Genomic DNA, 22,470 nt, shown 5'->3' with positions numbered 1-22,470 from the left:
CTAATGTAAGTAACAATAATTACTTTCAATCATTGACGATTGGTGCATAGATATCAAAACGATGACTCTTCGTTTTGATTGAGGAAACAGGTTTTTGCTTATCTAAGTAATCCGCATAATCAGGACGTTTAACCACTACCCGTTTTTTAGCTATATGTCGTGCCAAAGACAATAATCCGTCAGCATCATTATCACTGCCAACCAAATGTTGGAAAACTCGCATCTCTTTTTTAACTAACGCTGTTTTTTGACGATGAGGAAACATAGGGTCTAAATACACAACATCCACTTTTTCAGGCATATTAGTTAGACTATTTAAAATATTATTGTGAAATAACGTCAATAGCTGTTGTAATCTTTCTCCGATTTCATGGTCAAGATAAGCACGTTTTAAACCATCATCTAGCAATGCAACCACTACCGGATGACGTTCAAACATAGTCACATGACAGCCAATAGCGGCTAATACAAAAGCATCTCGCCCAAGTCCAGCGGTAGCATCAAGCACCGTTGGTAAATAATCGCCTTTGATACCAACCGCTTTGGCAATGGCCTCCCCCCTACCACCACCATAGCGCCGGCGATGGGCTGATGCGCCACCAATAAAATCAACGAAAATACCACCTAATTTTGGTTCATCAATTTTAAATAACGTTAAATAACCATTATCATTTGATAATTTAAAAATCTTATCAAGCTGATGTTCAGCCAACCAATGATTAGCTTGTTCAAACAAGTTCATGAATCAAAAGAGTCCTTAATTACTATTCAATTAGGCTTTAATGCCATAATGATGTAATAGTGCATCAAGTTTAGGCTCTCGACCGCGGAAGTTTTTAAATAACACCATCGGCTCATCACTACCACCTTGCGATAAAATATGATCAAGGAAGTCATTTCCCGTTTTAACATTAAAAATACCTTCTTCTTCAAAACGGGAAAACGCATCGGCAGATAAAACTTCAGCCCATAAGTAGCTATAGTAACCAGCAGCATAACCACCTGCAAATATATGATTAAAGGCATGTGGAAATCGTCCCCATTCAACTGTTGGTGTCACGGCAACAAGTTTTCGAACCTGCTGTAACGTTTCCATAATTAATGCCCCTTGTTGAGGTGAATATTCTGCATGTAAACGGAAATCAAATAAGCCAAATTCTAATTGCCGTAAAATAAATAGCGCAGCCTGAAAATTCTTAGCATCCAACATTTTATTTAGCATATCATTAGGTAAAGGTTTACCTGTCTGATAATGTCCTGAAATAAAGGCTAAAGCTTCGGGCTGCCAACACCAATTTTCTAAAAATTGACTTGGTAACTCCACCGCATCCCATGGCACACCATTGATGCCAGCAACTGAAGAGGTTTCGATTTCGGTTAGCATATGGTGTAAACCATGACCAAACTCATGGAATAAAGTAGTCACTTCATTATGGGTAAATAATGCTGGCTTATCATCAACGGGGCGATTAAAATTACAGGTTAAATAAGCAACCGGTTTTTGTAAATGTCCATCGGCAAATCGCATCTGACCAATATAATCATCCATCCATGCACCACCACGCTTATTTTCACGAGCGTATAAGTCTAAGTAAAAACTCGCTTTATATTGACCTTGTTTATCAAATAGATCAAAGAAACGTACTTCAGGAGACCATACTTCAACGCCTTTACGTTCTTTAACGGTAATGCCAAATATACGGTTAACCACCTCGAATAAGCCACTAATAACACGCTCTTCTGGAAAATAAGGGCGCAATTCCTCATCATTTATTGTATATAAGAATTGTTTCTGCTTTTCGCTATAATAACTGATATCCCACGGTTGAATATCACTGGCACCAAAAAACTCATAAGCATAACGTTTAAGCTGGACTAATTCTTCTTCGCCTTGAGGCTTGGCTTTTTCGGCTAAATCGGTTAAGAAAGCAAGCACTTGCTCTGGTCGCTTCGCCATTTTAGTGGCTAAAGATTTATGAGCATAGCTGTCAAATCCCAATAATTGAGCTAATTCATGACGTAACGCTAAAATTTGTTTTATATTATCGGTATTGTCCCATTTATTAGCATTTGGTCCTTGATCTGAAGCGCGTGTAGTATAAGCGTAATACATTTCATAGCGCAAATCCCGGTTATCACAATACATCATCACCGGTATATAGCTTGGCATATCTAATGTCAGTAACCAACCTTCTTGACCTTTAGCTGACGCTTGAGCTTTGGCAGCTGCTAATGCATTTTCTGGTAAGCCAGCTAGTTCATCAGGATTAGTGATCAATTTAGTCCACCCCATTGTGGCATCCAACACATTATTGCTATAGTTTGAAGATAATTCTGATAGTTTAGCGACAATTTCACCATAGCGTTTTTGTTGTGCTTCAGGTAGACCAATACCCGATAATTTAAATTGGAGTAAAGCATCGTTAATAGCTTTCTTTTGCGCCTTGGTTAATTGATTAAATTCCACGCTAGATTTTAATGTTTTATAAGCTTGATAAAGCCCCTTATGTTGACCAAGCCAAGTACTATACTCGGATAATAAAGGTAAACACGTTTCATAAGCTTCTCGCAGTTCTGGGCTATTTTTAACAGAATTTAAATGACTGACTGGCGACCAAACTCGATTAAATTTTTCCTCGGCTTCATCAATGGGTTGAATCAGATTATTCCACGTATAATGATCTTGATTTACTACACGTTCAATTACCTCACGGCAATCACTAATCGTCTGTTTAACAGCCGGCACAACATGTTCAGGTTTAATTTTAGAAAACAACGGCAATTCTGATTGGATTAATAATGGGTTTGTCATGACAATACCTTTATAAAGTATTTTAAAAAGATTACCCTATTATATTGGCTTAAATTTTATAAATTCAAGGGAAATAACAATAATTAATCATTGCAATAATTTATAACGTTCAACGCCATTCTTTTCCTTAGACATAGAAAATAAAATCTATGTTAAATTTTACTTATAACATATTGATTTAATAAATTTATCAAGAGTCATGATAATAATTATGGTTTCATTATGAAATGATATCATCTTGTTCATAAAAAATTGAACCCATCTAATAAAAATTTCCATGTAATCACATATAAACATAAATCTTTTTTACGCAATAATACGATGGAATATAAAAACCCATCGTTAATAAATTATTACTATATAATTACGATTATCGAGAGGCTATATTTTACTACAAAATAATTTAAATCTTGTATTTTACAGTTTTTCTGTTTATATGTTCCAACAATTTGAAAAAATTGATTAAAATTAGAATCCAGATCGCAAAATTATAACCTTGAAAGTAAATTCACTAGCTAACAGTAAACTTACTGCTAAAATGTGTTATATTTTTAAAATACCTTATTTATGGCAAAATATGGAAATAAAATTCGGCAAAAATGATAAAAAGTTTATTGAAGGCACTGAGGATGTCTTTAATATCATGCAAAAAGTATTATTACGTGATGATAAAATCGATAGAGATAAAGAACATTTTTGGATTCTTGGTCTGAATGAAGCAGGATTTATTCTTTATATTGAACTAATTGCTCTAGGTAGTGTACGTGAAGTTCCCGTTGAGCCAATGAATGTGTTTCGGGTTGCGATCATGAAAAATGCAACGCGCCTTATTGCGGTACATAATCATCCATCGGGTCGTTTAACACCTTCCAATGAAGACAGAGATATTACAGATCGCCTTATTCAGGTTGGTAAAATATTAAATATAGCGTTAGTCGATCATTTGATAATTACCCCCGAAAACTATCTGAGTTTTCGACAGATACAATTAATGACAGAATTAGAAAAAAGTTTAAAATATGTACCAAATTACCAAATCGCTAAACAAATCCGAAAACAAGAACAAGCGATAGCAAAACAAAAATTAGCAGTCGAAAAAGATAAAACTAAAGCAGCTAAGGAAGCGGAAAAACGAGCTAAAACCCAAACGACTTTATTAGCAATAGAATTAATTAATAAAGCTGTCGATCAGGAAACGATTGCCAAAATACTGAATATTACAGTAAAACAATTAGAAAAAATACTCAAAGTTACGCCTATATAATAATGAAAACTATATGTATGTTTGATTAAACATAAGAAAAAAGAATAGGATATCAAAATGGATGGAAAAAATATTGACAAAAGAATTCGGCAACTCAAAAAAATCACGCTTAAAGATGGTAAAGCGAGTTACGCACAGGCCCAATCCGAATTGGGTGTCATTTATTACTTTGATAAAGAAGATATCGGACGAGCAGAAAAATATTTTTTAAGCATTAGCAAAGATGATAATGCTAAAGCCTTTGCAAGAGCGCAATTTAATTTAGGAAATATTTATCGAGTTGAAGAAAATAACTTTGATAAAGCAGAATCACATTATTTAAACATAGAAAAAAAAGATAATGCTAAAATATATGCGCAAGCACAGTTTAATTTAGGTAAAATTTACCAGTTTGAGAAAAAAAATCTTGAACTTGCCGAACGCTATTATTTGAATATTAATAAAACCGACTATGCCGAAGCTTATATCAGAGCACAATATAATTTAGCTGAAATTTACCAACTGGAAAAAAATAATCTTGAACTTGCCGAACGCTATTACTTAAAAATAAAGAAAAGCGATAACACACAAACTTATGCCAAAGCACAATTTAATTTAGCTGAAATTTATCAACATGAGAAAAACAACCTTGAATTAGCCGAACAGCATTATTTGAACATAAAGAAAGAAAATGACCTTGAATATTATACTAAAGCACAATTTAGTCTAGGTGAGATTTATCAACTGGAAAAAAATAATCTTGCAATGGCTGAAAAATATTATTCATGCGTGATTAAAGAGGGCGATCCAGAACTTTATGCAAAGGCTCAATTCAATTTAGCACAAATTTGTCTTAATGAGAAAAAAAATTTTCAGCAGGCGGAGCAGCACTATTTAAATATAAGTCAAACAGATGATCCTGAAGCATATGCGTTGGCACAACTAAATTTAGCAGAAATTTATCAATTTGATAAAAAAGATCCTAAACAAGCCGAATTACATTATTTAAATATTAAAAGAGCTGATAATGCTGAAACCTTTGCTAAGGCTCAAATCTACCTAGGGTTTATATACCAATTTGAGAAAAATAATTTTGAACAAGCTAAACGTTATTATTTAAATGTTGAAAAATATGATGACCGCGAAGCTTATGCAAAAGCGCAATTTAATTTGGGTTATATTGAGCAATTTCAAAAAAATAATCTTGAATATGCCGAATTTCATTATTTAAATGTTGCCAAAAATGATGATAGTGAAGCTTATGCAAAAGCACAATTCAACTTAGGTTATATTTATCAGTTTGAAAAAAATGATCTTGAACGAGCGCAATACCATTATTCAAGTGTAACGCAAAATGATGAACCGCAAGCTTATGCAAAATCACAATTTAATTTAGGTATGATATATCAAAATGATAGGAAAGATTTGGCACAAGCTAAACGTCATTATTTAAATGTGGCTCAGCAAGATGATCCTAAAGCCTATACTAAAGCACAATTCGAATTAGCTCAGTTTTATTTTAATGAAGCCGATTATGAGCAAGCTGAAATACACTATCTCAATATAGATCAAACTTATGATCCTAAAATATATATTCAAGCACAATTTAATTTAGGTCAAATCTACCAATTCGAAAAGAATGATTTAGAGCTAGCCCAACAACATTACTTAAATATTGAAAATGGCGTTGATCCGTTAATTTATACTCAAGCACAATTTAATTTGGGCCAAATTTATCAATTTGACAAAAAAAATGTTGCGCTTGCGCTACAACATTACTTAAACATTGATAAAAGTAACGCCTTGATTTACTCCCAAGCACAACTAAATTTAGGTTATATTTTTCAAATAGAGGAAAAAAATCTCGATCAAGCAGAACAGCATTACTTAAACATTGACAAAAATGCTAATAAACAGGCCTTTGAATTAGCTCAATTTTTGTTGGGTGTCATTTATCAAGATAATAAAAATAATCTGCCACAAGCGAGTAAATTTTTTTTAGAATGTTGTCAAAGTGAAGATCAATATCTATTTAGTTATATTAATTGCCGATTAGGAGATTGTGTCTATTTTAATAAAAATGTTGTTACTGATTTGAAATCTGCCGAATACTATTATCAGAGCATTCCCTATTCTAATGCCGCATTTCACGGATATTTAACAGCGCAAATTATGTTAGAAGTGATTAAACATAAATCTCAAACTATTTTTGAAGATAAATCTCAACGTGATGAGTTTCTAATCAAACCACTTACTAAAATCAGACAACTGACTTTAGATATTCAACAACAGCTATTGGTTAATTTTAGTTTGGACAAATCGAAAAATGCCCAAGTCATACAACCTGAACGCCAAGTAGCGCATTATACCCGTCCAGATGTATTATTTAGTTTATTAAAACAGCCGAGTGATTTTCGCTTAAATGTGGTTGATTTTATGAGTGATCCAACAGAAAACCGACTTCTCACTAACTGGTTAAATGTTAAAACGGATCCTAATGCTGAAATCAAAAGTTTTCTAGCCAGTTTTTCATTTAATCATAACTCATTAAATCAATTTCGGATTTATGGTAATGAAAATAACATTAATGGTTCTAGTGTTAGTATCATACTTAAGCCGGATTTTTTTGCCAACAATATCGTCAAAGAAATTAATCCCGAAGATTTTTGTCACTTAAGCCAAAATATATCTGCGCTATGTGCAAAAACCACAATGATTACGAATCAAACACCAGATAAAAGCCTCAATATAATAAAAGACAATATTCTTGATACTTTACCATTATTCCGCTGTCTTTATTTTGATCCAAATAATGGTTATCTCAGTATTGCCAAACGAAATAAATTTTCATTTTACATGGAATATCAAGGCTATACGCCAGATGAAATCGACGAAAAATGGCGTCATTATATTCAGGTATTAGATGAAGAAAATAAAATTGCTACGATTCGCAAAAAATTAGAAAAAATTAAAAAAATAATAGATAAAATGAACTCATCGAAGAAATTAAAACAATTGACCAATTTAGATCAACTTATCACCTTGGCTCTCTTACCGATTACTAGCCTAATCAAACATGCCGCATTTGAAGATGAGGATGAATGTCGAGCTATGTATATCACCCATATTGCTGATGAAAAAATTCAAGCACCAAATGAATATGGATTAGCAGATAGCCTATTTATTAATTATGGTAAAGTGGAAGAGTTTATTGCCAAAGTTTATTTAGGGCCACAATGTCAGCCTCACCATAAATTATGGATCACCAACCATTTTAGGAAATCGAAACATAGCAATTCTATGATTAAGGTAGTTCAATCGGAAATGCCATTACGTTAATCTCATAATAATAACAGGGCGATAGTTAATGCGCCCTGTTAAAATATAAATTTAATGATTAACTAATAAATTAATATAGTAAAGTATATAATTTGCGACGATAACTGGCCGCAAGTGGATTACTCGTACCAAGTGCAGCGAGCATATCCAGTAAGGTTTTTTTAAGTTGACCATCGCCCGCATTAAGATCGTTACTTAATGGCTTAAATACTAATTCTAACGCTTCCTCTTGTCGACCAACTTGCATAAATTGAGTGGCTAATTGCGTCAAAAGTTCGATATTATTAGGATCTTGTTGTAAGGCCGCTTGTAATTGCTGAATTTCTGGTGAATTAGCAGCTTGTTCCAGTAATTCAATTTCCGCAATCAAACCATGATAGGTTGAATCTTGGTCTTGTAATGGGATCGTTATTAAAGTTGCTTTGGCGTCATCAAGTTGTTTTAACTCTATTTGTGCTTTAGCTAATAAAAAAGCAATATCACTGCGTGATTTACCTAAATGATCAGTCAGATTTTGCCAAGCTTTTTTCAGTAATGGTAAAGCATCCGCGTAATTTTGTGCTTCAATTAATTGCTTAGCTTCAATCAGTTTCAATTCATCTTCATTTGGTAACACCTTGTCTAATAGAGTTTTAATTGTAGCCTCAGGTTGCGGCCCCTGAAATCCGTCCACCGGTTGTCCATCTTGAAACAAATAGACGGTTGGGATTGCACGCAATCCGAATTGCGCTGCCAGCATTTGCTCTTGATCGCAGTTTAGTTTTGCCAAAATAAAGCGACCTTGATATTCTTTTGCAATACGTTCAAGCGTAGCTGTTAGTTCTTGACACTGATTACTACGCTCAGACCAAAAATAAAACATTACTGGTAGTTCAGTTGATTGTTGCAAAATTTGTTGAATATTTTGCTCGTTAACTTCGAAAATGAATGAGGTTTGCATCGTTTTTTCCATCAATAATTAAACACTATTTCGTCACTAAGATTTTATCCATTAGTTTATCAGGTAGTACACGTTTAGCAATGGCAGCTAATTTTGTTACTATTGTGACCCGATAACGAACTTTAGGCGATCGGCTTTCCAGAGCATGATAAAGTTTAGGTAAGATTGCTTCTGGTGATAAAGTGAATCGTTTTGCAATTGGCGGATTATTCACAGTATGATTATGTTCTACTTGTTGAACATTAGCTTTAAAATCAGTCGTTAACGGGCCCGGCTCAATTAAACACACTTTCACATTATTTGAGGCCAATTCTAAACGCATTACATCTGACCAAGCTTCTAAGGCATATTTACTAGCACTGTAGGCGCCTCGCCTAGGAGTAGCAATAAAGCCAACAATTGAGCTAGTTTGAATAATACGCCCACCTCCATGTGCCTCAATGGCCGGTAAAAGTAATTGTGTTAATTGGTGTACCGCAAAAAAATTAGTTGAAAATTGTTGTTCCAACTGTTGTCGACTGATTGCTGATAATTTACCATAAACACCATAACCTGCATTATTGAATAACGCATACAGATTATTATCCGTTAAGGCTAATACTTGTTGGGCGGCTTGTGTGACCGACTGAGGATCATCTAAATCTAGCAAAACCGATTCAAATCCTAAAGCTACCAAGCGTTCAACATCGTGCGGTTTACGGCAAGATGTAATAACGCGGTAACCTCTGGCTTTTAATGCATTAGCGGCTAAAAAACCTATGCCACTGGAGCAACCGGTTATAAAAATGGATTTCATGATTGAATATTCCTTCATTTAATTAAGCGTATCAATCAGCTTTCATATTGTAAATTTGTAATTAACTGCTTATCATAACATAACCAATTATTTAATAATATTTTCTCATTACGAAAAAGGTTAATATGAAAATTGCAATTATTGCTGCAATGGCAGAAGAAGTCGCTATTTTGAAAACCAAAATTATCGACTGCCAAATCGAAAATATTCAAGGTTTTGAATTCTTAACCGGTCAAATTCAAGGCTGTGATATAGTATTATTACAAAGTGGTATCGGTAAAGTTGCTGCTGCTACGGCAACCACTTTATTATTAGATCGTTACGAAGTCGATGCTGTGATTAATACAGGCTCAGCAGGTGGTACTGATCGACGTCTTAAAATTGGTGATGTTGTGGTTTCTACCCAAGCAGCTTATCATGATGTTAACTTAACCCCATTTGGCTACAAGCCCGGACAAATGGCTGGTTGCCCCATTACCTTTACTACTGATGATAACTTACGTCATATCGCTAAACAAGCGATTGAAGCACAAGGTGTAAATGCTGTTGAAGGAATGATTGCCAGTGGCGACAGTTTTATTAATGGTGAGCAAGCAATAGCAACAATCAAAAATCTATTCCCTGAAACTATCGCCGTTGAAATGGAAGCAGCTGCCATTGCGCATGTGTGTTGGTTATTTTCGATTCCTTTCATTGTGGTAAGAGCCATTTCTGATAATGGTGATAAAGCCTCAGCGGTAAACTTTGAAGAATTTTTACCTCTCGCTGCTAAACAATCCTCTTTGATTGTTGAAACAATGTTACAACATCTAGCCGAAAAATAATGATTGTTTGATAATATGAATTATATTTTTTGGTGTGATATTTTAGGTACAATTGTCTTTGCAATTTCTGGTGTGCTGTTAGCTGCGAAAAAAGAGATGGATCCAATTGGTGCTTTAGTTTTAGGAGTGATAACGGCGATAGGTGGTGGCACAATTCGCGATATCATTTTAAATAATGGTCCCATTTTTTGGATCACCGATTCAACCGATCTATGGGTTGCGATCATTACCTCATTAGTGTCTATGCTATTTATACGCTATTCTTGCTATGATAAATATCCCAAGTGGTTGATGCCAGTATTAGACGCTATCGGTTTAGCGGTATTTGTTGGGATTGGCGTAAATAAAGCGGTTGCTTCGCAAGTAAATCAGCTTGTTATGATCTGTATGGGAGTACTAACTGGTGTTGGCGGTGGTATCTTACGTGATGTACTGGCACGTGATATACCTATGGTATTTCGTACTGATATCTATGCCACGGCTTGCTTAATCGGTGGCACTATTCATGCGGTTTCTTATTGCTATTTGAATTTATCAATAGAAACCGCTACTTTATTCGGCATAGTCACTACTTTAACGATTCGGTTATTAGCGATCTATTGCAAATTAAAATTACCAGCTATTTGTATTAAAACGAGTAAGTTTAATGAATAATCAAGTTAATCAATCAAAGAGGATTAGGTATCCTCTTGGTAATTTCTTCATCATTTCGTTAAAAAAAACAAAAAAATTTCATTTTTTTCTTTCTATTAATAATTAGACAACATATACTGCCAAACCTTATTAATTGATAATGATTATCATTAACTTGTGATTTACAAGTTGGCTACTATTTTAATCATAATGAAAGGAATAAATATGCATTTTAAAAAGACAGGTATCTTACTGCTTTTCCTTGGTTTTACGAGCCATGCACAGCAATCGACCGTCATGGAGAATGAGCAACAAAATACAGAAGAAGAACAATCGTCACATACTAATAATGGCTCAAGATCAAAACAAACTAAAAGTAATAAAGAAGTTGAAGATGTAATGACGGTTATTGCCGATACAACATCAGCCGAGCAATTAAAAAAGATGAATAGCATAATAGCAGGACGCTCAACGCTGTCTTTAGGTTTAATCGAACAAAAACAGGCTGATAACGTCGCTGAATTATTAAATACTTTGCCTGGGGTTAGCACAGCCGGATCGGTTAGACCTGGAGGACAATCGATCAATATCTGGGGATTTAGTAAAGTCGAAGATGTCAAAATTATTGTTGATGGTGCACATAAAGGCTTTCAAAAATATCAACAAGGGTCAATTTTTGTTGAACCTGAGTTACTCAAACAAGTTGAAGTGAATAAAGGTCCTCATGACGTCAAGTTTGGGAATGGTGGATTTGGTGGGGTCATTAGAATGGAAACTAAAGATGCTATTGATTTACTTGGACCTAATCGATTATTAGGTGGAATGATTAAACACAGCTTTCATTCTAATAATCATCAAAACCTAGTCACCGGTGCGATTTATGGTAGAACAGAAGATGATCTCTTGGATGGGCTCATTTATTATACCAAGCGTAATAGTGGTAATTTTAAACGTCCCGATGGAAGTCGATTTATGTTTTCAGAAGATGATATGGATAGCTATATGGGAAAATTGAATTTTCGACCAAATGAAGAACATACCTTCACCATATCGGGATTAAGATCAAAACGCGATTCATGGCAACCATGGGCTGCAAAATTTGTTGAAAAAATGACACCACCTACCGCTCAACAAATCCAAAGATACGGCTATAAAGGTGCCTGGTTAAGAAAGTTAGTAAAACGTGATCAAACCGATAGTTCAGCGCAATTCAAATGGAATTATCAACCTACATATAATCCATTAATTGATTTAACTTTTCATACCACATATTCAAAAACGAAACAGCATGATACTCGCCCTAAAAAATACAATCCAGTTGCATCATTAGGTACTATGGGAAATGAGAGTTGGGTCAGTTACACTGATAAAACATTTGAGTTGGAAAATATCAGTACTTTTGATACCGGTATTTTAGACCACAAATTATTAATTGGAACGCAAATCCATTTACATGATCGTGACACATTAATGTACTATGAACGATACAAAAACAATCCTAATTATAATAACGGTTATTTCCAACCTGCTTACATGCCATCAGGTACACAACAAACTTATAGTTTTTATATCGAAGATCAACTGTCGATTGCTAATTTAGTGTTAACACCAAGTTTGCGTTATGATTATGTACGTAATCATGGTAAAAAAAATTACGCTCAAGCTTACAATGATCCTGATCCTCGCTTTGGTCATGACTATTCACCCGTTAGCTATTCTGGTTGGACACCGCGTTTTGGTAGTTACTGGCAAGCAACCAATAATCTTGGCTTTTTCGGCGATATTAGTTATGCCTGGCGCGCACCAACTGTTGATGAAAGTTATGAGGTACAATTTACACCAAGTAACGGTGGTTCAGGTAAAATTAGTGCCACAAGTCGACATTTAGATAAAGAACGTGATTTATCATTTAGAATAGGTAACATGTTAGATTTTAATAATATATTTTCATACGATGATAAATTACAAATTAGAACAACGCTATTTAAACAACGTGTCAGCAATGAAATCTTTATTACCCGTGGTTTTAATGGAACCATTTGTGGTCCAGGTCGACAATGTCCACTAGGTCAATCTAATTACCATAATATTCCCGGTAAAAAGATAATTAAAGGATTAGAGTTTGAAACATATTATGATAGTCGATACTGGTTTGCTAGCGCGACTTATTCGATTCAAAAAGGTGAACGTGATACCGCACCACAAGCACCATGGATAAATAATAAGACTTATGTGGCAACCATTGCACCACGCACAGCAACATTAACTACCGGTTTTAAAATACCCTCTTGGAATATAAAAGCAGGATGGAATGCTCAATTTGTTCGTAAACAAGATCGAACGGGTAAAGAAGATCGCAATCATGATGGTATTAGCGATTTAGGCGCTTACGCATTAGGACCTTCGTCTGGTTATACCTTACATAATTTATTTGCTACTTGGCAACCTACTTATACGCCAAGGGCAGAAATTCAGTTTGCTGTAGATAATTTATTTAATAAAGATTATCGACTTTATTTAGGTGAAAATACTTATGGAATGGGCCGCAATATAAAAGCGAGTATCATCGTTAAATTTTAAGGATTGGGCTAACGTTAACCAATAAAACCGACTTGCTAACGCAAGGATTAATGAGTAATTTTCTTTTTTACCATCATGATTGTTTCAGGTATTTACAGCAGCAGTGTGATATTAAACATGTTACTCATGGCCGAATTAAGGGGCGTAAGCGAGTCTCACACCCCAAACCACTAGCGCTCCACCACAACGTGACTTCTTTTGTTCACAATAAGACTTACCACGCGTTTGGTTGATCCGCTATACACCCACAGCTTATTCGGCATCCCTGCCGAATATTCTATGATAATCGCTTCACTCAATTATCATTAAGTAGGAAAGCTAAACAGCATTATTTAATTAACAGATTGATAATTTGAAACATCACTAGGTACTTCTCAATCTCCGCCCTGAACAACAGAAAACGGTAGCCAGGAATTTTGTTTACAAACCTTCAGGTTGTCTGAGCACCCTCAACCGTATATTGTGCCGTTGCTTGAAAATGGAAATGCATAGCGGAGTTATCATGAAAGCATCGGTTCACAATTATTAACAATAGCAGTGAGTTTGCAAGTTAAGAAACGTGTTTCTTAAACTATAGGGGCGGACATGAATAGTAGAAGTACAACATTAATATTTATTAATGCCCTGATTAAAGACTGGTCAGCCTTCAATGTATTTCGCTCAACTAAGAGCAAATTAGACATTAGTTATACATAATTATCATTTACTACAATACCCTATTTCTTCATAGGAAAAACAACTTTAGGTTCTAACCCCTTTGAGAGTCGCACCATATTACTATGATGTTTAATCAACACTAAACAAGATAACATGGCTACAGGCATTGTGAATTCGGGACGAATGAACCAGACATAAAGCGGAGCAAGTAAAAAACTGATAATTGCCGCCACTGATGCATAACCCGTAATAAGAACAGTTGTAATCCAAGTTGCAATAAATAGCCCGGTAAAATCAAAACCAATCATCATCATCGAGCCTAATGCGGTTGCAACACCTTTACCACCACGAAAATGATAAAAACACGGAAAAATATGCCCTAAACAAGCAACAATAGCAATAATTCCTAAATAAAATGATGGTATCGTTAACCGATAAGCAATATAAACCGGTAATAATCCTTTTAACATATCAAAGATTAGCACGAACAGTGCAGGTAACTTGCCATTGACACGTAACATATTGGTCGCCCCTGGATTATGTGAACCATAATCACGAGGATTTCGCAAATGCATTAGCTCGCTGACAATAAATGCTCCTGATAAAGAACCACATAAATAGGCAACAATTATCATTACCGTAATTAATAGCAATAATTTTTCCTCTTCCGTTATTACATTTATTGTATTTAAGTTAAAAAACTCATTAACTTTAGGTTAACTTTACTATTTTGCTAATATCGGTTTTAAATAAATGCCCGTATAAGAGTTTTTACATTTTGCAATGTCTTCTGGTGTTCCTTCAGCAACAATCTCACCCCCACCACTTCCACCTTCTGGACCAAGATCGACAATCCAATCGGCAGTTTTAATGACATCTAAATTATGTTCGATAACCACAATAGTATTACCGCGATCTCTGAGTAGATGCAATTGATTAAGTAATTGTTTTACATCCGCAAAATGTAATCCCGTCGTAGGTTCATCAAGGATATATAGCGTTTTGCCGGTATCGCGCTTAGAGAGCTCTTTAGAAAGTTTGACGCGTTGCGCTTCACCACCTGATAAAGTGGTAGCTGATTGACCAATGGTAATATAGGCTAAACCGACATCCACTAAGGTTTGCAATTTACGAGCGATCATAGGCACAGCATCAAAAAATTCTCGACCTTCCTCAACGGTCATATCAAGTATTTCATTGATCGATTTACCTTTATATTTGATTTCTAATGTTTCACGATTGTAACGTTTACCGTGACACTGATCACAAGCTACATAGATATCTGGTAAGAAATGCATTTCAACTTTAATTAAACCATCACCCTGACAAGCTTCACAGCGCCCACCTTTAACATTAAAACTAAAACGCCCAGGATTATAACCACGAGCTCGTGATTCAGGTACACCCGCGTAAAGCTCACGAATCGCAGTAAAAAAACCGGTGTAAGTTGCTGGATTAGAACGCGGAGTACGACCAATCGGACTTTGATCAATTGCAATAACTTTATCAAAATACTCAAGTCCATTAATGGCTTTATAAGGAGCAATATCGCTTTTTTCTGCTCGATTTAACTCATTCTGGGCTAAAGGATAAAGCGTATCATTAATTAATGTTGATTTACCCGAACCCGATACACCAGTAATACAGGTAAATAGACCCACTGGAATATTTAAGGTAACATTTTTTAAATTATTTCCAGTTGCTCCAATCAAAGATAATATTTTCTTTTTATCGATTTTGGTTCGCTTTGCTGGTACAGCAATTTTTTGTTTACCGACTAAATATTGCCCTGTGATCGAGTTTGAATTTTCCATCACTTGTGCAGGCGTACCTTGCGCTACAATTTCACCACCATGAACGCCAGCTCCCGGACCAATATCAATGAGATAGTCAGCCGCTAACATAGCTTCTTCATCATGCTCAACAACAATTACTGTATTACCTAAATCACGTAAATGGGTTAAGGTATCAATTAATTTAGAATTATCACGTTGATGAAGACCAATTGAGGGTTCATCTAAAACATACATTACACCTACCAATCCGGCACCAATTTGACTGGCAAGCCGGATCCGTTGTGCTTCTCCGCCTGATAGTGTTTCTGCAGAACGTGATAAATTTAAATAATTGAGACCAACATTAATTAAAAATTGTAATCGTTCATTGATTTCTTTAAGAATTTTATCAGCAATTTGCGCCTTTTGACCCGTTAACGTTAACGAATCAAAAAAACCTTTAGCATTTTGAATACTCAATTCAGTGATAGTCGGTAAATTAGTATCATTGATAAAGACATTACGTGCCTCTGTTCGTAAACGGGAACCATGACAACTAGCGCATGAGCGGTGACTGATATATTTTGCCAGCTCTTCACGTATTGTTTGTGAATCAGTCTCTTTGTAACGGCGGCTTAAATTATTTAAAATCCCTTCAAAAGGGTGCTTACGGATAACCGAATCCCCCCGATCATTAGTATAGACAAATTGAATTGCTTCTCCATTTGAGCCATTCATAATAATATCTTGAATCTGTTCGGGAATCTCATTGAATGGTAAATCGATATCAAAATGATAATGCTCGGCTAGCGATTTAAGCATTTGAAAATAATAAAAATTACGGCGATCCCAACCCTTTATTGCTCCAGCTGCTAAGGATACTTCAGGCATTTGTACAATCCGTTTGGGATCAAAAAACTGTTGAACACCTAAACCATCACACTCAGGACAAGCCCCTGCTGGATTATTAAATGAGAATAAGCGAGGTTCTAGTTCAGGTAAACTGTAACCACAAATTGGACAGGCAAAATTTGCAGATAAAATAAGTTCCTGGCTGCTTGAATCATCTATGTTAGCAACTTTTACTATACCATTGGTAATGGCTAATGTGGTTTCGATCGATTCAGCTAACCGTAATTTAAGATCATCGCGAATTCGGAAACGATCGACCACGACTTCAATAGTATGTTTCTTTTGCAATTCTAATTGCGGTGGTTCAGACAGATCATAAATATCACCATCGACACGAACACGGGTATAGCCACTTGCGGCAAGTTGTTCAAATAATTTAACAAATTCACCTTTTCGTTCCGTAATCACTGGCGCCAAAAGCATATAGCGATTTTCAGATGGTGCTAGAGCCATAATGCTATCTACCATTTGCGATACAGTTTGTGCCGCAAGGGGTAAATGATGAATTGGGCAACGTGGTTCACCAATGCGCGCATATAGTAAACGCAAATAATCATAAATTTCCGTTATTGTGCCAACTGTAGAGCGTGGATTGTGTGAGGTGGATTTTTGTTCAATTGAGATTGCTGGTGATAAACCTTCAATATGATCAACATCCGGTTTTTCCATTAAGGATAGGAATTGACGTGCGTAGGCAGATAATGACTCAACATAACGACGTTGTCCTTCGGCATATAACGTATCAAACGCTAAGGATGATTTTCCCGAACCAGATAATCCAGTAATAACAACTAATTTATCTCGAGGAATGGTTACATTAATATTTTTAAGATTGTGCGTTCTGGCACCACGAATTTCAATATCTTTGATTGACATGTATCTCTTCTTTATCGACGCTGAAACTAAAATATTTTAAACAAATATGTTCACTTAAATTCGCTTACTATATCAGTAATTGTGAGAAAAATATATCAATTATATGCAGATTTCAATATGAAAGAAATATGACATAACCTAATGAATTATAAATACTTATTTATAATGTATATGAAATGAATTTTCACTATTCTCAATAAAATAAATAGCATTATCACAAACAAAATTATTTAATTGAAAAGTAAAAATATTTTTTATTCAACTAAATAAAGATAGATAACAGTCATCAAAAAAAGTTTTCCCAAATTAATTTAATACTCATCACACTAGAAACAATAATCAGCATGGGACGAATTAATTTTTTACCTTTAGAGATGACCATTTTGGCGCCTAATCTCGCACCAATAAACTGTCCAACCAACATTATTAACCCAATTATCCAAAAGACTTTACCACTAAAAATAAAAAAAACTAATCCTGCTAAATTAGATGTGAAATTGAGCACTTTAGTATGTGCGGTTGCTTTAGTAAGATTGAATCCGGCTAAGGTCACATACGCTAAAGCATAAAATGATCCCGCACCTGGTCCAAAAAAGCCATCATAAAAACCAATCACCATCGCGGCTAAAATAGCAAATTGTGATTCTGATAATCTTCGTTTACGATCTTGTTCTCCAATCTTCGGACAAAACAGAAAATAGAGACCAACACTAATAGTTAAAACCGGTAATAAGATACGTAAATATTCAGCATTAATATTGAGTATTAAAAAACTACCAAATAGTGAACCAATAAAAGCGAGCGCTATGGATAATTTTATGTCGTGTAAATCAACCATACGTCGACGAACAAAATAAAGACTTGCGGAAAAAGAGCCACCACAACTTTGCAATTTATTCGTCGCTAACGCATTTGCTGGAGGAATCCCCACTGCGAGTAAAGCTGGAACTGTAAGTAGTCCTCCACCACCAGCAATTGAATCAATGAATCCGGCAACCAAAGCCACGGCAAATAAAAGGGTGAGTAATTCGTAGCTTATTTCCATTACCTTTCTCCATTATTTAATGAACAAGTTTGAGCCTTAAATAAACATAAATAGCAATACCAATAACAGTCAAAATACCGATTAAAAATCCCATTGCGTAATAAGATAGCTCAGCTAATTTTCCATTAAATAAAAACCGATCAATTAAAATGCTAATCACTAAAAACAAACTTAAAAAACAAATAAAATAGAATTCAAATTCATATAGCGGCATAAATTTTTCTTATTTAAAGTAATTAATAGCATCAACATCATTACACTGTGCTCTATGCCGCAGATAATGATCCATGAGCGTGATCGCCATCATTGCTTCAGCAATCGGCACTGCTCGAATCCCAACACACGGATCATGACGACCATGTGTTGACACATCAACATCTTTGCCATGAATGTCAATTGATTTGCCTACTATTTCAATACTCGGCGTTGCTTTTAAAGCAATATTTGCACAGATTTTTTGACCAGAACTGATCCCACCTAAAATGCCGCCGGCATGATTAGACAGAAATCCCGCTGAAGTTATTTCATCGCGATTTTGACTTCCTCGCCGAGTAACAGCGGCAAATCCATCACCAATTTCCACTCCTTTAACGGCATTAATGCTCATTAAGGCATGTGCTAAATCGGCATCTAACCGATCGAATACGGGCTCACCTAGGCCAACAGGGACATTTTCGGCAACGATTGTCACCTTGGCACCAATAGAATCGCCAGTTTTTTTCAATTCTCGTAATAATTCATCTAGCTGTATTAACTTCTCTTCATCAGCACAGAAAAACGGATTTTGTGATACTTGTTGCCAATCTTTAAATTCGCATTGTATGTCGCCCATTTGGGCTAAATAACCACGAATCGTAATCCCACATTTTTCAAATAGATATTTTTTGGCTATAGCGCCAGCAGCTACTCGCATTGCCGTTTCACGGGCCGACGCACGCCCCCCGCCACGATAATCACGCACGCCATATTTTTGTTGATAGGTATAATCGGCATGGCTGGGACGGAATATATCTTTAATACGGCTATAATCTTGTGAACGTTGATCAGCGTTTTCGATTAATAGACCGATACTGGTACCCGTCGTTTTACCTTCAAATACACCCGATAAAATCTTCACCTGATCCGCTTCTCGGCGTTGGGTGGTATAACGTGAAGTGCCCGGTTTACGCCGATCTAAATCATGTTGCAGATCCGACTCCGCCAAATCTAATCCTGGTGGTACTCCATCAACAATGCAACCTAATGCTAATCCGTGTGACTCACCAAATGTTGTGACTTTAAAGAGTTTGCCTATTGAGTTTCCTGCCATAATTAACCTTTTATCGGTAAATAATTTTATACTGAAGAATATAATTAGAATAAATTATTATATTCCATGAGCTGTTTTTTCGTTAGCATAAAAACACCATCACCACCATGCTTAAATTGCAACCACTTAAAAGGAACTTGAGGAAAACGTTGTTGTAATGCCACACTACTGTTGCCAACTTCACAGATTAAAACGCCATATTTAGATAAATGATCAGCGGCCTGTTTCAAAATACGCACCACAATATCTAAGCCGTCAGCACCCGCTGCTAATGCCAATTCAGGTTCAACGGTAAACTCTTTCGGTAAGTCATCCATATCTTCTTGATCAACATAAGGCGGATTAGAAATGATAACATCGTACTCAACTTCGGGTAAATCATCAAACAGATCGGATAAAATAGGAAAAACCCGATGTTGTAAATGATGACCTTCGATATTAATTTGAGCCACTTCTAATGCCTCACCAGAAATATCCGCAACATCAATTTCAGCCTCTGGGTATTCATAAGCACACGCAATACCAATACAACCACTACCCGTGCAAAGATCTAAAATATTCCTTGGTTCAAACTCAATAATGCCGGCTAAATGTTGAGTGATTAATTCACCAATTGGTGAGCGTGGAATAAGCACACGATCATCAACATAAAATTCATGACCACAAAACCAGGTTTTATTGGTTAAATAAGGGGTTGGAATATGTTCTTGGGTTCTTGCTAACACATATTTGATAACTTGTTGTTTTTCTTCATTAGTCAGATTAGCTGTATAAAACTCAGCAGGGATAGTTAATGGTAAATGCAACACTGACAGCACAAGCAGTTTAGCTTCATCAATAGCATTGTCGGTACCATGCCCATAATATATATCGGAACAGTTAAATTCAGATGTCGCCCAACGTATATAGTCCCCAATAGTATGTAATTGATTAATGATATTGCTCATAACAGCCCTGATGCCCTAAGTTTATTACACTTTTACTCGATTTGGCTATTGTAGGGTGAATAACCAGAGAATACAAGATAAGTTATATAAGATCACTTTATCGGAATATCGCTGCAAAACTGTTTAACGCGTATAAATGACATGCTTTCACAGTAACATAAAGATCATTTGATTACGCTAAACTATGTTTGATGAAGAACAATCCAAAATAACTAAATATTATTAAACTTTCACGATTATAAGAAAACTATCGCTACCATTAAAATCTATGTAAATTTATATTATACTGTTGGGCTAATTTTAATCCGTATGGGTTAACAAATCCGATCTAATAAGGACAAAACAATCATGCAACAATTACAAACAATCATTGAAGCGGCTTTTGAACGTCGTGCAGAAATTACCCCTAATAACGTTGATGCTGCAACTCGCGATGCCATTAATCAAGCTATCAAACTTTTAGATAGCGGTAAAATGCGTGTAGCTGAAAAAATCAATGGTGTTTGGGTAACCCATCAATGGTTAAAAAAAGCAGTATTATTATCGTTTCGTATTAACGAAAATCAATTAATTGATGGTTGTGAAACCAACTACTATGACAAAGTGCCACTAAAATTTGCTGATTATGATGAAGCACGTTTTAAAGAAGAAGGATTCCGGGTGGTTCCATCTGCCATTGCTCGTAAAGGCGCTTATATTGCCCGCAATACAGTATTAATGCCATCTTATGTCAATATTGGTGCTTATGTTGACGAAGGAACAATGGTCGATACTTGGGTGACGGTAGGATCTTGTGCTCAAATAGGTAAAAATGTTCATTTATCTGGAGGGGTCGGTATTGGTGGTGTGTTAGAACCATTACAAGCAAATCCAACTATAATTGAAGATAATTGCTTTATTGGTGCGCGTAGTGAAATCGTAGAAGGGGTGATCATAGAAGAAGGCAGCGTGATTTCCATGGGTGTATTCATTGGTCAAAGTACCCGAATTTATGATCGCACTACCGGTGAAATACACTATGGCCGTGTACCAGCTGGTTCAGTCGTTGTATCTGGAAATTTACCTTCTAAAGATGGCTCTTACAGTTTATATTGTGCTGTAATTGTTAAAAAGGTCGATGCCAAAACGCTTGGTAAAGTCGGTATTAATGAATTACTTCGTACTATCGATTGATTCACGTATAATTCTATTTTAACGTAAATTAATCAGTTTTTTCGTCGCTCTAGTAGCGACGTTTATTATGGGAGTAAATCATGCCTTCATTTGATATTGTTTCAGAAATTGATATGCCTGAGGTTCGTAATGGTGTTGAAAATGCCACCCGTGAATTAAACACCCGTTGGGATTTTCGCAATATTCCTGCTTCTTTTGAATTAAATGAAAAAAATGAAACCATCAAAGTATCGAGTGAATCGGATTTTCAGGTACAGCAACTACTTGATATTCTTCGAGATAAACTCGCTAAACGTGGTATTGATGGCGGTGCATTAGATATATCCGAAGAGTTAGAACACAGTGGAAAAACTTATTCTACTAACGTTAAACTTAAACAAGGGATTGATAAAGAACTTGCCAAAAAAATCGTGAAATTAATTAAAGATAGTAAACTCAAGGTGCAAGCGCAAATTCAGGGCGAGCAAGTGCGCGTTACTGGTAAAGCGCGTGATGACTTACAAAGCGTTATTGCATTAATAAAGGGCGCAGATCTTGGCCAGCCTTTTCAATTTAATAATTTTAGAGATTAATAGAATTAATTATAATCAAAGTCGTGCAGATAACTGA

At 35.5% G+C, this 22,470-nt stretch carries 16 protein-coding genes; 7 read left to right on the top strand and 9 right to left on the bottom strand.

Annotated features, from left to right (window positions below; translation table 11 throughout):
• Positions 1 to 25: 25 nt before the first annotated feature.
• Positions 26 to 742 (bottom strand): class I SAM-dependent methyltransferase, encoded by a 717-nt coding sequence (locus tag FcAc13_RS03050; protein WP_187754716.1) that lies wholly within the window; start codon positions 740 to 742, stop codon positions 26 to 28.
• 30 nt (positions 743 to 772) lie between these two features.
• On the bottom strand, positions 773 to 2,812 hold the full coding sequence (gene prlC / locus FcAc13_RS03045) for an oligopeptidase A (protein ID WP_187754715.1): 2,040 nt from the start codon (positions 2,810 to 2,812) through the stop codon (positions 773 to 775).
• A 577-nt stretch (positions 2,813 to 3,389) separates the two neighbouring features.
• Between prlC and FcAc13_RS03040 the strand changes: the two genes are divergently transcribed.
• Together FcAc13_RS03040 and FcAc13_RS03035 are read left to right on the top strand one after the other, a co-directional pair.
• Positions 3,390 to 4,076: a JAB domain-containing protein gene (locus tag FcAc13_RS03040; RefSeq protein WP_187754714.1), complete on the top strand. Its 687-nt coding sequence runs from the start codon at positions 3,390 to 3,392 to the stop codon at positions 4,074 to 4,076.
• 57 nt (positions 4,077 to 4,133) lie between these two features.
• Positions 4,134 to 7,394, top strand: a complete 3,261-nt coding sequence (locus tag FcAc13_RS03035; protein WP_187754713.1) for a sel1 repeat family protein — start codon at positions 4,134 to 4,136, stop codon at positions 7,392 to 7,394.
• Between the two features lie 70 nt (positions 7,395 to 7,464).
• On the opposite strand, the gene FcAc13_RS03030 is transcribed toward FcAc13_RS03035, so the two are convergent.
• Positions 7,465 to 8,334: a co-chaperone YbbN gene (locus FcAc13_RS03030; protein ID WP_187754712.1), complete on the bottom strand. Its 870-nt coding sequence runs from the start codon at positions 8,332 to 8,334 to the stop codon at positions 7,465 to 7,467.
• A gap of 25 nt (positions 8,335 to 8,359) precedes the next feature.
• Complete coding sequence (locus tag FcAc13_RS03025) at positions 8,360 to 9,133, bottom strand: SDR family oxidoreductase (RefSeq protein WP_187754841.1); 774 nt, start codon at positions 9,131 to 9,133, stop codon at positions 8,360 to 8,362.
• 122 nt (positions 9,134 to 9,255) lie between these two features.
• Between FcAc13_RS03025 and mtnN the strand changes: the two genes are divergently transcribed.
• The 3 genes from mtnN to FcAc13_RS03010 all read left to right on the top strand — a co-directional run bounded on the left by mtnN (position 9,256) and on the right by FcAc13_RS03010 (position 13,167).
• Complete coding sequence (gene mtnN / locus FcAc13_RS03020) at positions 9,256 to 9,954, top strand: 5'-methylthioadenosine/S-adenosylhomocysteine nucleosidase (RefSeq protein ID WP_187754711.1); 699 nt, start codon at positions 9,256 to 9,258, stop codon at positions 9,952 to 9,954.
• A 15-nt stretch (positions 9,955 to 9,969) separates the two neighbouring features.
• Entirely contained in the window at positions 9,970 to 10,608 is a 639-nt protein-coding gene (locus FcAc13_RS03015) for a TRIC cation channel family protein (RefSeq protein WP_187754710.1), read from the top strand.
• Positions 10,609 to 10,812: 204 nt separating this feature from the next.
• On the top strand, positions 10,813 to 13,167 hold the full coding sequence (locus FcAc13_RS03010) for a TonB-dependent hemoglobin/transferrin/lactoferrin family receptor (RefSeq protein WP_187754709.1): 2,355 nt from the start codon (positions 10,813 to 10,815) through the stop codon (positions 13,165 to 13,167).
• A gap of 716 nt (positions 13,168 to 13,883) precedes the next feature.
• On the opposite strand, the gene plsY is transcribed toward FcAc13_RS03010, so the two are convergent.
• The 5 genes from plsY to prmB all read right to left on the bottom strand — a co-directional run bounded on the left by plsY (position 13,884) and on the right by prmB (position 20,688).
• Positions 13,884 to 14,477 carry a glycerol-3-phosphate 1-O-acyltransferase PlsY gene (gene plsY / locus FcAc13_RS03005; RefSeq protein ID WP_220679606.1) on the bottom strand — a complete coding sequence of 198 codons (594 nt, stop codon included), beginning with the start codon at positions 14,475 to 14,477 and terminating at the stop codon, positions 13,884 to 13,886.
• A 72-nt stretch (positions 14,478 to 14,549) separates the two neighbouring features.
• Complete coding sequence (gene uvrA / locus FcAc13_RS03000; protein ID WP_187754839.1) at positions 14,550 to 17,381, bottom strand: excinuclease ABC subunit UvrA; 2,832 nt, start codon at positions 17,379 to 17,381, stop codon at positions 14,550 to 14,552.
• Between the two features lie 292 nt (positions 17,382 to 17,673).
• Positions 17,674 to 18,432, bottom strand: coding sequence for a TSUP family transporter (locus FcAc13_RS02995; RefSeq protein ID WP_187754708.1), 759 nt, complete (start codon positions 18,430 to 18,432; stop codon positions 17,674 to 17,676).
• 223 nt (positions 18,433 to 18,655) lie between these two features.
• The gene (gene aroC / locus FcAc13_RS02990; protein WP_187754707.1) at positions 18,656 to 19,741 is read right to left on the bottom strand and encodes a chorismate synthase; all 1,086 of its coding nucleotides are present in this window, start codon (positions 19,739 to 19,741) and stop codon (positions 18,656 to 18,658) included.
• Between the two features lie 44 nt (positions 19,742 to 19,785).
• Positions 19,786 to 20,688: a 50S ribosomal protein L3 N(5)-glutamine methyltransferase gene (prmB, locus tag FcAc13_RS02985; RefSeq protein ID WP_187754706.1), complete on the bottom strand. Its 903-nt coding sequence runs from the start codon at positions 20,686 to 20,688 to the stop codon at positions 19,786 to 19,788.
• A 348-nt stretch (positions 20,689 to 21,036) separates the two neighbouring features.
• Here prmB and dapD point away from each other — a divergent pair, with 348 nt between their 5' ends.
• Together dapD and FcAc13_RS02975 are read left to right on the top strand one after the other, a co-directional pair.
• Positions 21,037 to 21,861 carry a 2,3,4,5-tetrahydropyridine-2,6-dicarboxylate N-succinyltransferase gene (gene dapD, locus FcAc13_RS02980; RefSeq protein ID WP_187754705.1) on the top strand — a complete coding sequence of 275 codons (825 nt, stop codon included), beginning with the start codon at positions 21,037 to 21,039 and terminating at the stop codon, positions 21,859 to 21,861.
• Between the two features lie 80 nt (positions 21,862 to 21,941).
• The gene (locus FcAc13_RS02975) at positions 21,942 to 22,433 is read left to right on the top strand and encodes a YajQ family cyclic di-GMP-binding protein (RefSeq protein WP_187754704.1); all 492 of its coding nucleotides are present in this window, start codon (positions 21,942 to 21,944) and stop codon (positions 22,431 to 22,433) included.
• Positions 22,434 to 22,470: the final 37 nt, after the last annotated feature.

The organism is Frischella japonica (assembly GCF_014489845.1).
GTDB lineage: Bacteria > Pseudomonadota > Gammaproteobacteria > Enterobacterales > Orbaceae > Frischella > Frischella japonica.
Note: the sequence above shows the minus strand (reverse complement) of the source record. Positions and strands in the feature narration are given on the sequence as shown.

Excerpts from the sequence above, each read along its gene's own strand:
- FcAc13_RS03010 (WP_187754709.1), top strand. The coding sequence starts at position 10,813 with ATGCATTTTAAAAAGACAGGTATCTTACTGCTTTTCCTTGGTTTTACG.
- mtnN (WP_187754711.1), top strand. The coding sequence starts at position 9,256 with ATGAAAATTGCAATTATTGCTGCAATGGCAGAAGAAGTCGCTATTTTG.
- FcAc13_RS03035 (WP_187754713.1), top strand. The coding sequence starts at position 4,134 with ATGGATGGAAAAAATATTGACAAAAGAATTCGGCAACTCAAAAAAATC.
- dapD (WP_187754705.1), top strand. The coding sequence starts at position 21,037 with ATGCAACAATTACAAACAATCATTGAAGCGGCTTTTGAACGTCGTGCA.
- FcAc13_RS02975 (WP_187754704.1), top strand. The coding sequence starts at position 21,942 with ATGCCTTCATTTGATATTGTTTCAGAAATTGATATGCCTGAGGTTCGT.
- prlC (WP_187754715.1), bottom strand. The coding sequence starts at position 2,812 with ATGACAAACCCATTATTAATCCAATCAGAATTGCCGTTGTTTTCTAAA.
- FcAc13_RS02995 (WP_187754708.1), bottom strand. The coding sequence starts at position 18,432 with ATGGAAATAAGCTACGAATTACTCACCCTTTTATTTGCCGTGGCTTTG.
- FcAc13_RS03050 (WP_187754716.1), bottom strand. The coding sequence starts at position 742 with ATGAACTTGTTTGAACAAGCTAATCATTGGTTGGCTGAACATCAGCTT.
- aroC (WP_187754707.1), bottom strand. The coding sequence starts at position 19,741 with ATGGCAGGAAACTCAATAGGCAAACTCTTTAAAGTCACAACATTTGGT.
- FcAc13_RS03040 (WP_187754714.1), top strand. The coding sequence starts at position 3,390 with ATGGAAATAAAATTCGGCAAAAATGATAAAAAGTTTATTGAAGGCACT.
- FcAc13_RS03015 (WP_187754710.1), top strand. The coding sequence starts at position 9,970 with ATGAATTATATTTTTTGGTGTGATATTTTAGGTACAATTGTCTTTGCA.
- FcAc13_RS03030 (WP_187754712.1), bottom strand. The coding sequence starts at position 8,334 with ATGCAAACCTCATTCATTTTCGAAGTTAACGAGCAAAATATTCAACAA.
- prmB (WP_187754706.1), bottom strand. The coding sequence starts at position 20,688 with ATGAGCAATATCATTAATCAATTACATACTATTGGGGACTATATACGT.